General features: G+C 40.4%; 18 protein-coding genes and 1 pseudogene. 3 read left to right on the forward strand and 16 right to left on the reverse strand.

The genetic code is table 11. From position 1 onward, the window contains the following. The first annotated feature begins 84 nt into the window (after window positions 1–84). Together BK583_RS18195 and chbG are read left to right on the forward strand one after the other, a co-directional pair. Window positions 85–795 carry a GntR family transcriptional regulator gene (locus BK583_RS18195; protein WP_236702350.1) on the forward strand — a complete coding sequence of 237 codons (711 nt, stop codon included), beginning with the start codon at window positions 85–87 and terminating at the stop codon, window positions 793–795. A gap of 16 nt (window positions 796–811) precedes the next feature. Next, window positions 812–1,519, forward strand: a complete 708-nt coding sequence (chbG, locus tag BK583_RS18200) for a chitin disaccharide deacetylase (protein WP_055735510.1) — start codon at window positions 812–814, stop codon at window positions 1,517–1,519. Here chbG and BK583_RS18205 read toward each other — a convergent pair. The 15 genes from BK583_RS18205 to BK583_RS18265 all read right to left on the reverse strand — a co-directional run bounded on the left by BK583_RS18205 (window position 1,493) and on the right by BK583_RS18265 (window position 10,931). After that, window positions 1,493–1,840, reverse strand: coding sequence for a hypothetical protein (locus BK583_RS18205; RefSeq protein ID WP_055735509.1), 348 nt, complete (start codon window positions 1,838–1,840; stop codon window positions 1,493–1,495). The two genes, chbG and BK583_RS18205, sit on opposite strands and share 27 nt — an antisense overlap. Before the next feature lie 29 nt (window positions 1,841–1,869). After that, window positions 1,870–2,535, reverse strand: coding sequence for a hypothetical protein (locus BK583_RS18210; protein ID WP_055735508.1), 666 nt, complete (start codon window positions 2,533–2,535; stop codon window positions 1,870–1,872). A 52-nt stretch (window positions 2,536–2,587) separates the two neighbouring features. Further along, complete coding sequence (locus BK583_RS20920; RefSeq protein WP_160319271.1) at window positions 2,588–2,746, reverse strand: hypothetical protein; 159 nt, start codon at window positions 2,744–2,746, stop codon at window positions 2,588–2,590. A 107-nt stretch (window positions 2,747–2,853) separates the two neighbouring features. Next, window positions 2,854–4,173: an acetamidase/formamidase family protein gene (locus tag BK583_RS18215; RefSeq protein ID WP_236702349.1), complete on the reverse strand. Its 1,320-nt coding sequence runs from the start codon at window positions 4,171–4,173 to the stop codon at window positions 2,854–2,856. A gap of 142 nt (window positions 4,174–4,315) precedes the next feature. Continuing rightward, window positions 4,316–4,774, reverse strand: coding sequence for a hypothetical protein (locus BK583_RS18220; RefSeq protein WP_055735507.1), 459 nt, complete (start codon window positions 4,772–4,774; stop codon window positions 4,316–4,318). Window positions 4,775–4,911: 137 nt separating this feature from the next. After that, a complete protein-coding gene (locus BK583_RS18225) occupies window positions 4,912–5,688 on the reverse strand; it encodes an SDR family NAD(P)-dependent oxidoreductase (RefSeq protein ID WP_055735506.1) in 777 nt (258 codons plus the stop codon). Between the two features lie 158 nt (window positions 5,689–5,846). After that, window positions 5,847–6,197, reverse strand: a complete 351-nt coding sequence (locus BK583_RS18230; RefSeq protein ID WP_055735505.1) for a DUF2200 domain-containing protein — start codon at window positions 6,195–6,197, stop codon at window positions 5,847–5,849. A gap of 29 nt (window positions 6,198–6,226) precedes the next feature. Next, entirely contained in the window at window positions 6,227–6,835 is a 609-nt protein-coding gene (locus BK583_RS18235) for a GNAT family N-acetyltransferase (protein ID WP_055735514.1), read from the reverse strand. Between the two features lie 201 nt (window positions 6,836–7,036). Beyond that, on the reverse strand, window positions 7,037–7,588 hold the full coding sequence (locus BK583_RS18240) for a GNAT family N-acetyltransferase (protein ID WP_055735504.1): 552 nt from the start codon (window positions 7,586–7,588) through the stop codon (window positions 7,037–7,039). Window positions 7,589–7,606: 18 nt separating this feature from the next. After that, window positions 7,607–7,762 (reverse strand): hypothetical protein, encoded by a 156-nt coding sequence (locus tag BK583_RS20925; protein ID WP_160319270.1) that lies wholly within the window; start codon window positions 7,760–7,762, stop codon window positions 7,607–7,609. A gap of 99 nt (window positions 7,763–7,861) precedes the next feature. Further along, window positions 7,862–8,926: an N-acetylmuramoyl-L-alanine amidase family protein gene (locus BK583_RS18245; protein ID WP_055735503.1), complete on the reverse strand. Its 1,065-nt coding sequence runs from the start codon at window positions 8,924–8,926 to the stop codon at window positions 7,862–7,864. A gap of 332 nt (window positions 8,927–9,258) precedes the next feature. Further along, a complete protein-coding gene (locus BK583_RS18250; RefSeq protein ID WP_078440254.1) occupies window positions 9,259–9,465 on the reverse strand; it encodes a hypothetical protein in 207 nt (68 codons plus the stop codon). Between the two features lie 16 nt (window positions 9,466–9,481). Next, complete coding sequence (locus tag BK583_RS18255) at window positions 9,482–9,880, reverse strand: GNAT family N-acetyltransferase (protein WP_055735501.1); 399 nt, start codon at window positions 9,878–9,880, stop codon at window positions 9,482–9,484. Between the two features lie 194 nt (window positions 9,881–10,074). After that, entirely contained in the window at window positions 10,075–10,290 is a 216-nt protein-coding gene (locus BK583_RS18260) for a hypothetical protein (RefSeq protein ID WP_055735500.1), read from the reverse strand. A 188-nt stretch (window positions 10,291–10,478) separates the two neighbouring features. Continuing rightward, window positions 10,479–10,931: a GNAT family N-acetyltransferase gene (locus BK583_RS18265; protein ID WP_038476623.1), complete on the reverse strand. Its 453-nt coding sequence runs from the start codon at window positions 10,929–10,931 to the stop codon at window positions 10,479–10,481. Between the two features lie 337 nt (window positions 10,932–11,268). On the opposite strand from BK583_RS18265, the gene BK583_RS18270 reads away from it, so the two are divergent. Further along, window positions 11,269–12,012, forward strand: coding sequence for an alpha/beta family hydrolase (locus BK583_RS18270; protein WP_055735499.1), 744 nt, complete (start codon window positions 11,269–11,271; stop codon window positions 12,010–12,012). A gap of 284 nt (window positions 12,013–12,296) precedes the next feature. Here BK583_RS18270 and BK583_RS21100 read toward each other — a convergent pair. Next, window positions 12,297–12,534, reverse strand: a pseudogene (locus BK583_RS21100) (IS110 family RNA-guided transposase); the annotation flags it as partial.

Raw genomic sequence — 12,534 nt, forward strand, 5'->3', positions numbered from 1 at the left:
TCTCTTTTTTGTCATTACCTTTGTATGAAAACTTCCCATCATTTATGATACAATAAAGGTATAGAATCTGGAGGGGTCATGCCAATGTCTGCAATGCACCAGCAAATCAAAGAAAACATTATTCAAAAGATAGAAGCCAATGAATATGCACCTCAATCACAACTTCCCACAGAAGCTGAGTTTTGTGAAACATATGGTGTGAGTCGTACTACCGTTCGAACTGCTCTACAACAACTTAGTCAAGAGGGTTATGTGGTTCGAAGACAAGGACAAGGTACCTTTGTGGCAGAACCGAAAATACGCACCAATTTATCCCAAACGATTACCTCTTTTACAGAACAAGTCACTTCACAAGGAAAAAAACCTTTCATTAAAGTATTGTCATTACAAGTGATTCCGGCTGATGAAGAGTTGGCCGATTTACTACAGACGGATGCCAATGCTGCTATTCAAAAAATCATTCGCGTTCGTTATGTCGACGAGAAGCCTTTGCAATATGAGATTGCTTATGTACCGTGGTCTATTGCTCCAGGTATTACTGAGGAGCAATGCTCCGTTTCCTTGTATTCCACACTAAGAGATCACTACAGTGTTCGTATTGCGCGAACTGAGGAACATCTTCAGTTAACAACTATGGACCCTTTTATTGCTACAAATCTCCAATCTGAAGAACAGACACCATGTTTTTATTTGGAAACATTGGCTTTCTTAGAAGACGGTACAATTGCGGAGCATTCGCAAACCTATTTTCATGGGGAGCGAGCGAGTTTTCAAATTGAACGACACTATAGTTAATGGAGGTTTAGGGAATATGTCTAACGTTGTATTTAATGCAGATGATTTTGGATTATCACGAGGCGTTAACTACGGTATTTTAGATTGCCATTTACATGGGGTCGTGTCATCTACGACCATGCTTGTGAATATGCCTGGTACGCGTCATGCTGTTGCCCTTGCACAGCAGCACCCTAGCTTGCGTGTTGGAGTTCATCTTGCTTTAACAATTGGTACACCCTTAGCAGAAAACGTTCCAAGCCTTACAAATCAGGATGGCCAATTTAGATCTCTTCTGGAACAACGAAACGAACGTCTGATTGATCCAGCCGATGTGCTACGAGAATGGACAAAGCAAATTGAAACGTTTTTCGACTTCGGGTTAACGCCTAGTCATTTAGACAGCCATCATCACATGCATAATTGGGCTCATTTGCGCCCAGTAATAGAGGAACTAGCATCCGTTTATCAACTTCCTTGGCGGCATTATTTTGAAGAGACGCCTCACCAAACTCAGATGTATACAGAGGCATTTGATGAAAGGTTTTACAAACAAGGAGTCACTCATAAAGCGTTAGATCGTATCCTTGACGAACATAGAGGCGTACAATCTTTGGAGATTATGTGTCACCCAGCTTATGCAGACACGACGTTAACCACCACTTCTTCTTATGTCTCTGAGCGTTTAAAAGAAACAGATGTTTTAATGACGTATACATTACCAGATGGATGGACGCTCAAGTAACCATAAAACCACACTCTCCTTTGTTTTACGAGAGTGTGGTTTCCGTTTCTTTCTTATTTTCCTTACCATTAGTAACAAGAATAAGCCCCACATACCAAGCATAAATGCTGATATAGAGTAGAGAAATGATTGATTGAAAAAGCTAACTTGAACAGCCTGCCATTCAATACCTCTTGCCCATATAATTGGCAAAACCGTTAACATAATCGATGCTTGAATAATAGGAGACGTAAACCGCTTTACTTTTTTCTTCAAGACAAGCTGTACAATGGCGCTTACGAACAGTACTACGACTAACTGAATAATAAAAATAGTTTCCATTATTCTATTATGAGCTCTTTAGACTTGCATTAGTTATCCCAATAGCCCGTTTCCATATCAATAAGCCAATGATTTTTTAACAGTAGTGCGCGCTCAATCCCAGCTAGGACAGCAGCAACAATTAAAGTTGTATTTGCCCAATCAGGTAGTGTTATAGGAGATTGAAAGGTGCCGATTTGTTCGTGTATCCAAGGAATGCTTGTAACGAGCTCTACTAATTGTGGTAGTCCAAGTAGAAGAGAGACGAGTAATACCATGACAGCAGACCGTCCTATGCTTTTGCTTAAGATAGGGAAGCGTTGGTCAAATCTCATGCGTAGTCCTTCACCTGAGCGCTTATCCGGCTGTAGTACGTATTCTCGTTGACCACCATCCTCTACATAATGCATTCGACTTAATCCATAATCTGTGGTTCCGACCTCAATGACACCACCAGGTACAGGGAAAGCCGCCGGAAGACTTGAGGTGGCAATATGCTTACCATTAAGGTATAACTCTGCCGTGTTATCTTCGCTAAAAAAATGAACATTCACTGCATACACATGGTCTTCACTTTCATGATTCCTAAGTTTTAAATAAAATAAAGAGCGAGTTAATGGCTGCCAAAAACGGAATGGTTTTAAGCCATGACCGTCGCCTTCCTTTACTTTATTTACTTTCTTTCGGCGTTTCCACTGACGATAGGAACGAAACATAAAAAGGGCTCCTTTTTTCAACTTTATAAACAAATAGGATAACAGTAAAGAATCATTGTTTTATTTTCGGAATAGAGGCAATGACCCAGCCAAAAATACTCCCACTTCCAATGCCGAATATGAGGGCGGCGGCATTGTTATTAAAAGAAGTGAAGCCAACAAATGTCATCGTTGCTATGGTAATCGCATAAGTAAACCAGTCCTGTTTCATGCTGTCTCCTCCTTGTTTCCTTTTTATGTTCTACGGTTACTGGCACAAAATGTTTCATTTACATAAAAAGAAAAAGAGACACAGCGATGGTGCTGAGCCTCTTTTTCTTATACAGATCGTTTCTTTCTTCTACCAAGTGCAAAAGCTGCTCCGACAATACTTAAGCCACCAATTATCCAGGCAACATAGTTGGTGGATGTTTGTGGTAGATGTCCACCTTCTGTTGTTGCTGCCAATTCATTCGGCAGCCTTTTTTCAAAATCAGCTTTTCGAATCTTCCCATTAATCCCCTTCGTTCGATCCACTACTTGGGAAACTTCAAAATCTGTCGCTGCACTTAAGTAAGCAAGGGCTTTTGCTCGATTCATACCGTAATGATGTTCCAAGAAGTCAATCGATTGACGTGTCGCCTCTTTCATCGCTTCATTTAAATCTTCATCAAGACCAATCGGCAACCAATAGTCCTCTGTCTCGCCAATTGGGTGGTTGAATGTATGAGCGTTCCCAGGAATTCCGGGATCTCCTTTCTTTAATACCGACAGCCGAAAGGTAACTCGAAGTGACCCTTCAAGAGCGCTCAACGCGACTTCACCATCACCTTGTGAAAAATGAGGATCTCCAGTATAAAACATGCCACCTTCTACCTCAATCGGTAAATAGAGGGTTGACCCTACACCTAAATCATTTATATCCATATTCCCACCGGTTCGGGTTGGAGGGACACTATCTACTCTATCAATCGTATCTGTTGCAACGCCCATCATTCCCATAAAAGGTTGAAGCGGAAAAAACACATCTTCATCAGGGATTTCACCATACCACTGCCCATTTCGCATCGTAATGGGGGTGAACACCGATACATTATTAAATAATTCTGGATTTTCAAGACTTGCTTCTTCATCTGGTCCATCATTTTCCGGAAACTCTCCTGGCAATGCACCACGGCCATGTCGGTTTGAAATAACGCCGTATGGAACCCGTGGCGTGAGAGACAGCGTTTCTACTTTTAACACATCACCTGGTTCTGCACCTTTAATTTCAACTGGTCCTGTCACAATATGGGGACCATGTTCGCCGAATTTATTGACAATATCTGATTCTGCAATGGCAATCGCTTCAGAAAGAATGTCTTTTGGCTTTACTCCATATTGACCGAAGTAAGAGATAGGATCTCTGCCTTGATCATCAAGCAACCCTTCAGCTGAAACTGTATCAAATGTAATCGTTTCTCCTGATTCCATCTTTAGTACCGGTGCACTTTTTCGGTTTGGCAGTTCACCCCAGCGAACGTTTTCCACTGTTGAGGGTACATAATGTTGACCTTCTGCCTCCTGAGGCTCCATTGTATGTAAAGGAAATTCTTCTGCATAGACCCCTTGAGTCGCAAGGGCACTACCTACACCTAACCCAACTGCTAGTCCTTTCATGTCCCGCTCTCCCTCCATCTGCCTTTGTTTAGTTTAGCTTAACAAAATTTGCCTCTTTCTTAAGAGATGTGGGTAGATAATCTTCCACTAAAATGACAGGCACATATAAAAAAAAGACCTTCGAAAAGGCCTCTCTATCGAGCTATTCTTCGTCAGTCGACCAACTAAAGTCACTTGTTTCAATCGCTTCATACAACGCATTTGCACCATTTACGTGAAAACGATTCTCTCCCCACGCAAAGCTGGCATCGCTCACCAAAATCGTTGGTGCTGTATAAATGGACTGCTCTGTTGTCTCAACTTCTATATGATACGTTACCGTTGGTGCACGATCATTCGGAACGAGTTCGGTCACGCTACCTTGTTGAAAGAGTTCCATAATTGCATCACGGTCGTCTATCGTCACTTCTCTTCTCGTTGAATTCGAACGCTCACTTGACTCTTGTATGATTTGAATAGAAGTGATTTCACCGTTTTCACTTTCATAACGAGTGATCTCTTCTTCTATCGTCGTCTCTTCAGGAATGTAATTTACCATGACAATTCCTGCTACACCGACAAGTAAAAGCGCAATGAAGACATAGATAACCTTCCTAGCCACTTTTACATCGCCTCCTTTTTCATACGACCTATCCATTGCTTTTTTTATAGATCTAGCATAGCAGGAAATAGACGAAATTCAAAACCTATCGAACAGAATACAAGGTTCGTTCACATTTACACATTCAACAATGCGATTTAAACAGACGTTGCGCCTTGTCCACCATCAATCCGATAATAGCTACCCGTAATGAAGGATGCCTCTTCAGAAGATAAAAACAGCATTAGCTTAGCAATCTCTTCTGCTGTTGCATAACGATTCAGCGGAACACTTGCTTCAAATTGTTTACGTGCTTCCTCTACATTATCTGGGTTTGTATTTTTTTCAATTGAACGAATCATGGCTGTATCAACTCCAGAAGGCGCTACCGCTACAACCCGAATATTCTCCGCAGCCCCTTCTAAAGCGGCTGTTTTCGTTAATGCAATAACAGCATGTTTGGACGCTACGTAAGGACCCATTCCAGGTGCACCAAGCAACCCGCCGTTGGAAGCGGTATTGACAATGACACCATTTTGTTGTTTTTTCATTACTTTCATCACGTATTTCAGCCCAAGAAAGACTCCTGTTGTATTGACATTCAAGACATTTTGAAAATTAGCGAGGGTTTGTTCAGTCAACAAACCAAACTCACCATTAATTCCTGCATTGTTAATAAAAATATCGATTTGTCCATAGTGAGCAACGGTATGGTCTACAAATGCTTGGACATCATTCTCTTTTGAAACATCTCCAGCTACTAGTAATGTGTTGTCTTTATCTAAGTTTGCTTCAGACGATGCTTTTTCTAAAGCTGTTTTATTTAAGTCAACTAAAGCGAGTTTAGCTCCTTCCGCTTGAAAAAGCTCTGCTGCCTTTATCCCAATTCCTCCAGAAGCACCGGTTATTAATACAATTTTATCCTGAAATCTCATGGATTCTCACCTTCATCGTTAAAAATTTTTTGTTTCAAATCGACTATAAACCTACGTAATCTCCTAAACAAGTACGCACCTCAAAGTGATTAAGTATCCCAAGCGAAACGAAATAAAGCTCATTTTGATGACTAGTAAAGCGGCTTTGTGGCAGTTCATTAACTTCGCAATACCTTTTCCATTGCCTTCCCTTTTGCCAGTTCATCCACTAACTTATCCATGTAACGAATCTCTCTCATAAGCGATTCTTCAATGTCCTCTACCCGAACACCACAAATGACCCCTTTAATAAGAGACCGTGATGGGTTCATAGTTGGAGCCTCCGAAAAAAACGATTCCATATCTGTTTGCTTTTCTAAATGGGCTTCCAGTTCTTCAGAGCGATAGCCAGTTAACCATTGAATCACTTCATCCAACTCGGCTTTTGTCCGCCCTTTTCTTTCAACCTTATTCACATAATGTGGATAAACACTTGCAAACGGCATCGTGTACATTTTATGTTTTTTCATACATCCGCTCCTCTCTTGCTTGTTTAATGCTACACTGTTTTAACCATTCGAGAAAGCTTAAATGACCCTCGATCAATCTTTCCTACAACTTGATAGCCTAGCCGCTCGTATAATTGTTTCGCACGTGGATTGTTTTCTCGAACTGTTAGCGATAGCTTTGTGAAAGAACGTTCCTTTGCACATGCTTCAGCAAAATCAAGCAACATTCCACCAATACCTAGCCCCCTGCTTTCAGGTAGTAGGGCGTTCGCACCTATATGGAATTCATCTTTTTTTCCTTCTTCCATCGTCATCATCGCATAGAGGGGGCGTACATTCTTGACTGCATACTTGATCATTTCAAAACGTCTTATTTGCAAAATTTGTTTTGCTGTTGGAAGAACTAATTGATTCATGACACTTGTTGGATAACACGTTATCATTCCGAGGGTTTTGTTTCCAGCTTTTGCTTCATAGGCGAATTCGTGACTAAAGCGATTGTTTGTCCCTTCCCACAATCGTCTCATCGTTTCTTCTATAGTAGCAGGATCGTCTGAACCAACAATGGTCTTAGCCATGCTTTCAATAGCCATAATGTTTAGCTTAGCACCAACCCTTGAATGAGGCGAAGCTTCCTCAATTCGAACCGGTTTGGACATATGATCACCCTTCTTCAGAAAAATGAACGTTTTCGTATCAATATACCCATTCGTTTTCAAAGACATACTGACATTCAACAGAAATAGTATACGTGAAGAGCCTTCTCACCATCTCCATTAACATGATTTTCTCTCATTTTTCAATATAATTTTGCTTGGAAACAGAATCGTTCCCCGCTAGTAACCTTAATAAAGACCGAGCTAGTTCACTCGGTCTTTCCATTCAGAAGCAAGCATTCCGAACACAACATGATCCACATAATGATCGTACAGCCATTCTGCTTGTCTAATTGTTCCTTCGCGTGTAAAGCCTAGTTTCATCGGAACTCTTTGACTCTTTTGATTTTCGGTAGCAGCACGAATTTCCACTTTGTTCATGTTAAGTTGTTGGAACGCATAATTTGTTAAGTCATGGGCAACGGCTGTGACAATCCCTCTACCCTGAACCTTTTCACTCACCCAGTAGCCAATGGAGGCTGTTTTGTTCGCCCAATTCAGCGAATTAAAACTCGCCATTCCAACTACATGACCGTCATACACAATAACCGTATGAAGCCCATTGTTATCTGCATGACTCTGCAAACAACGCCGAATAAACGTAGCGGTATCGTTTACCTCTTTAATATGATCGAGCCAGGGGAGCCATTCTTTTAAGTACATCCGATTTTCATCTGTTAATGTAAAAATTGCATCAGCATCTTGAAAATCAATTAGTTTTAGCGACAATTGTTCCGTTAGTTTATGTTCAAACATGATGGCACATCCTCTTCTCTATGATTGTCGTTCTAGTTGTGCAAGTCGCCTTTCTAACTGTTCTAGTTGTTTCTTCTGTTCCTTCACAGCAGTTATCGCAATGGTGGAAACCGCAAACGCACCTATGATGAGTACTGGCAGTACCGCTAATCCTATAGATTGGAACACTTCCATTCTTATCACCTCATTATGCCTCTTTTCCTTCGACAAAACGAGAGCAAATCCTGCAAAAAAATAAGAAACCTTCTTTAAGAAAGGCTTCTTATTACTAGCTTATTTTAATTGTTGCACCGCACGTCGAACGGCTTCACTTACTTCTTGTTGATGCTGATTCGTTTGCATACGATAGGCATCATCAGCATTTGTTAAGTAACCTACTTCAATTAAAACAGCTGGAACATTTGAATCGCGCAGAACTTGGAAATTAGACTGATAGATTCCTCTTGTATAACCAGAGTTTAATCGGCGAATCTCCTTATTAATAGCGCTTGCCTCTTTACTAGATTGGTAGTAATGAGTCTCAAAACCACGAACATTCGGATCGGCAAAACTATTAGCATGAATGCTAAGAAACAAATCTGCCTGGGCTTGATTTGCTTGGTTCACTCGACTTGAAAGGGAAACAAACTCATCACCTGTTCGCGTTTCAATAACTTCAATGCCATCTGCTGCTAACGTTCGCTTTAGCTCATCCTTATACGCTTTTACTACATGCTTTTCTAAGAGGCCATTTGCAACGGCACCCGAATCATAACCGCCATGTCCAGCGTCAAGTACGACTTTAAACCCTTGTTTAGCTGTTGGCTTATTAACAATAGGAGTAACTGTGGGTGACGTAACCATAGATTGTACGTATTCAGTATGTATAAATCCAATTGCCCCGTTATAGGTTATTTGCGCCCAGTCATTCCCTAAGTCAATGTAATCAATCTGTGTACCATTCGCCAACTGCCCAAGAACGCTTTCAGATTGTTGCGGACCAGACCGAACATTTAGTCCACCTGTTGAAGCGACCACACCTGTCTTCGATTCTACATGCCCTGTTGTTGACGTTGCCTCTGTACTTGTTGTGCCACTAATAAATGCTTTACTCACATAGCCCACTTGTCCAGCATACGTAATTTTAACCCAGTCTGTTGACGTGTTAAAATATTCAATTTTATTTCCAGGTTCGAGCTTCCCAATGATGGAGCCATCTTCAGAAGGAAGAGCCCTTACGTTTAATGGCGCGTCACTTTGAACGACACCAACGTTTGTGGACGCGCTCACTTGTTCATACGTCACAAACAGGAGTAAGACGATAATCGATAGGGCTGTCACTGTTTTAAAAAACCGCATTTTCCCCCTCCTTTTAAACTACCTATCGTGCATTCCCGAATATCAGGTTAGCTAAACATAGGTTTCTATGAAACTATCAATGATTCTGTAAATCATATCAAATGAGTAGCATAAATGATATAGGCTTTTTGGTTGAAGGAGGTTTTTGCTAGTTTCGTTCCAATGTATTGGTTTCTTTTCCTTTCTATTAGTACTTTTACAGTAAGTTTCCATTCTGTATTGATGTTTAACTGACAGTAAACAGTAGGTCGAATAAGAATACTGTTTTAACTGACTATAAAAATGAACTTTAATAGTAGAGGCTATATACTTATCCTCTATACGTAAACGGTTTATTTCCCTTTTTGTTGCATCGTCGCAATTTGATACCATATGAAACTAGCCACTGCACCAGTCACCATAAACGCTAGAAAATGAGGCGTCATTTGCTCTATCCCTATTTCAAGACCTCTAAAGAATCGATAAAGCGTCAAGAATCCTGTTGTGACCAGTGGAAAGAAAACGAGCCATATAACGAAAATGAGCCTCTTTTTATTCATACCATTTCTCCTTGCTCTATCCATTTTTGATTCGCCAAACCCCGCCCCCTCCATACGTAAATCCACATCGTTGATAAAAAGACGCATGCTTTGTATCGAAAGTCACTGTGACAATTTCTATACCAGTTGTCTCCGCTTCGACCAGTAAACGCTTCACTAATTTAGCGCCGATACCACTACCTTGATACGATGGGTGCACAATCACATCTTCTATGTACCCATGCTCTAACCCCATCCCACATAGATATCCAAATGCAATGAGCTCCTCGTTCTCTCCTCTCATTCCTGCCCAAAAGGTACAGCGCTCAAAAAGAAGCGGGTAATCTTGATCTCTTCTTGCCCAGCCTACGGTTTCTCTTAATAGGGGTACTTCTTCATCTTCAATGGGAAGGTTCATCCTAACATCAACGTTCATTTGATCACTCTTTTCATTAGACTACAGAACCACTAGGATTCTAAAATGATAATATGCACTTGCTATAGTATAATAACAGCATTAAACAAACGTTTATTTAACTGACATTTTTATGGTGTTTTATAGGAAATGAGCTTAATATTCAGTATAGATAGTCCTACGATGAGGATCTGTTTTAACTATGGTTAGCCATGCTACGAGACTGTTCGTTTCATTTGATTTAAAGAGAGAACATTCTCATACTTAAATACTCTTCGTTGGCGCTTGTTATGACAATAGGCTACAAACCAGCGCTCTTTCAACTGCAATACCGTAATGACTCTTTGCGAAATGATTCCCTTTGTATCTAAATAAATTAATTCAACACAATCTTTACGCTCTAACGCTCGTTGTAAAACGCCTCTGTTCATAGCAAGCCCTCCCTTATTTTCATTCATTATATACGAACGCACATTCTTATTCAAGGCCAAAAACAGAAAATACGTTCGTATTTATCTGGTAATTTATAGAACGTTTTTTCGTATCAAAGCAAAACTAAGTAGACTTAAAACACTCAGCTTTAAGGCTTTCAGTGGAAAATCTACATGTCACGACGATCTTACAGAACTTTTTCGAAACAAACGGCTTCTGACCTTCCGATATACTTCCCATAATTGGAAATACGACCATATCCCTTCCCTTCATAAAATTGAACTGCTTTCGTATTGACCCTTCTGGTTTCAAGCCTAATTGTAGAGAAGTTCATTTTTTGAGCTTCTTGTTCTAAAAAACTCAAAAGCCTCGATCCAACTCCAATACTATTTTTTCTTGAGTACATTCTCTTTAATTCAGCTGTTGTTTCAGTTATCGGTCGTAATGCCCCACAACCAATCGGCTCTCCGTTGTATCGACAAATGGCAAAGATTGCCTGTTCTCCGTTCAAATCATTCGTATTGAAAGAACCTTCTCCTGAATCACCAGTAATACATGTTAATTTTTCTGAAAGCTCGCGCATCAAATAAGTTGCTTCCTTCGAATTGGCATCCCCCAATTCAATTTGTAATTCGGTCACATGTTCTCCTCACTTTCAACGTTAATTGGTAGCGCAACTACGACGTTCTTTTTATTAATAAGCCAGTCTTAGTATATCTACTTGGTTTCCTACATTTCTGCGAACAAGCGTTAAATGTTCATCAGTTTGAAGGCGATCGAGCTTCTCAGGCTTTCATACAAGAGCTGTAACGTTATTTTTGTTCTTTAGTGGGTTTAGTAGAATAAACTTCCCTTCTCGCCCTTTTGCGCAAAAATGACTATGTTCATTCTTAACCTCATTTAAAAGAGGATACTGATTTATAACACCTGGATATGATCATAATAGAAAAGATGACACTTAGAAAGGAATCAATTAAATGAAAAAAGGTTTAAAATGGATACTTCTTGGTGTTACAGGAATTATCCTTCTTCTAGTGGCAAGTTTCTTCGTTTGGACTCAGTTCACCTATACGGTAATCAATGCTGAAGGTGTGGAATTACATGAACCAATTCCAAAAGAAGATGATTGGATAATTTATTCTGCACCTAATGCGAATATCGGGTTCGTTTTGTATCCTGGGGCGAAAGTAGAACCAGAAGCGTATGCTTACCTTGCGCAAGAATTGTCTCAGCAAGGTATAACGGTAGCCATTCCGTCTGTTACGTTAAACCTCTCGATCTTTGACAGTGCTAAAGCAAAAGAGTTAATTCAAAAGGAACCTGAGCTTCATTGGTTCATAGGTGGGCATTCTATGGGTGGTGCAGCTGCGGCGAAGTATGCGGATAACCATTTGGAGACGATTGAGGGTTTACTTTTATTCGGTTCGTATGCAGCGAGCAATAAATTTTTACACTCCTCTTCTCTCCCAGTCCTTTCTCTTAGTGCATCTGAAGACGGCTTAAGCACACCAGAGAAAATTGAAGCTAATAGCGAAAACCTTCCGAAAACGACCGATTTGATTGAAATTGAAGGCGGCAACCATGCCTATTTTGGTATATACGGTGAACAATCTGGCGACGGGGTCGCAACTCTTTCCGTAGACGAGCAGCAAAAAGCCATCATCGAGATCGTTGACTCTTGGATAACAGACCAATCAAACGAAAAAGAGGCAGGGACATAACGAAAAGTAGTAGTTGAAAAGACGAATAGTCTAAACTATGCTGAGTAGCACCGCTACAGGAGAATCCTTCCGTTCATTTTCATATAAAAGAAACGACGAACGTTCCTATTTTCAGGAATGTTCGTCATTTTGGTCTGTCTATCTACTTTTGTCCCAGCCTCTTTCCTACGTTTAGTCAATAGGGTTTTTATAATAATTCTGATGATGTTATTTTTAAATCTAGGCATAGGAAATAAACCTTATCCCTGTCTATTTTTAAATAAGGTTCCTATGGTATACTACAGTTATTGGTCCATTGAGACCGCGTGCGAGTAATCGTACTCTGTATGATTCCTAGCCATGGAATACATACACTTTATGAGCTTGTTCATACAAGCGACAACGGCAACCTTGTCCTTCTTGGGGGTAGGTTGCTTTTTTAATTTGTAATAATACTCGACAATATGATTAGGAGCTGCTTTCTGCTGGCGGATCATGTTCCGAATGATGAGATATAAAATCTTTCTCCCTTTGGGATTTCCA

It is taken from the genome of Shouchella oshimensis (assembly GCF_002019765.1).
Lineage (GTDB): Bacteria > Bacillota > Bacilli > Bacillales > Bacillaceae_D > Shouchella > Shouchella oshimensis.

Coding starts and splice junctions, on each gene's coding strand:
- BK583_RS18195 (WP_236702350.1), top strand. CDS start 85: ATGTCTGCAATGCACCAGCAAATCAAAGAAAACATTATTCAAAAGATA.
- chbG (WP_055735510.1), top strand. CDS start 812: ATGTCTAACGTTGTATTTAATGCAGATGATTTTGGATTATCACGAGGC.
- BK583_RS18205 (WP_055735509.1), bottom strand. CDS start 1,840: ATGGAAACTATTTTTATTATTCAGTTAGTCGTAGTACTGTTCGTAAGC.
- BK583_RS18210 (WP_055735508.1), bottom strand. CDS start 2,535: ATGTTTCGTTCCTATCGTCAGTGGAAACGCCGAAAGAAAGTAAATAAA.
- BK583_RS20920 (WP_160319271.1), bottom strand. CDS start 2,746: ATGAAACAGGACTGGTTTACTTATGCGATTACCATAGCAACGATGACA.
- BK583_RS18215 (WP_236702349.1), bottom strand. CDS start 4,173: ATGAAAGGACTAGCAGTTGGGTTAGGTGTAGGTAGTGCCCTTGCGACT.
- BK583_RS18225 (WP_055735506.1), bottom strand. CDS start 5,688: ATGAGATTTCAGGATAAAATTGTATTAATAACCGGTGCTTCTGGAGGA.
- BK583_RS18230 (WP_055735505.1), bottom strand. CDS start 6,197: ATGAAAAAACATAAAATGTACACGATGCCGTTTGCAAGTGTTTATCCA.
- BK583_RS18235 (WP_055735514.1), bottom strand. CDS start 6,835: ATGTCCAAACCGGTTCGAATTGAGGAAGCTTCGCCTCATTCAAGGGTT.
- BK583_RS18240 (WP_055735504.1), bottom strand. CDS start 7,588: ATGTTTGAACATAAACTAACGGAACAATTGTCGCTAAAACTAATTGAT.
- BK583_RS20925 (WP_160319270.1), bottom strand. CDS start 7,762: ATGGAAGTGTTCCAATCTATAGGATTAGCGGTACTGCCAGTACTCATC.
- BK583_RS18245 (WP_055735503.1), bottom strand. CDS start 8,926: ATGCGGTTTTTTAAAACAGTGACAGCCCTATCGATTATCGTCTTACTC.
- BK583_RS18250 (WP_078440254.1), bottom strand. CDS start 9,465: ATGAATAAAAAGAGGCTCATTTTCGTTATATGGCTCGTTTTCTTTCCA.
- BK583_RS18255 (WP_055735501.1), bottom strand. CDS start 9,880: ATGAACGTTGATGTTAGGATGAACCTTCCCATTGAAGATGAAGAAGTA.
- BK583_RS18260 (WP_055735500.1), bottom strand. CDS start 10,290: ATGAACAGAGGCGTTTTACAACGAGCGTTAGAGCGTAAAGATTGTGTT.
- BK583_RS18270 (WP_055735499.1), top strand. CDS start 11,269: ATGAAAAAAGGTTTAAAATGGATACTTCTTGGTGTTACAGGAATTATC.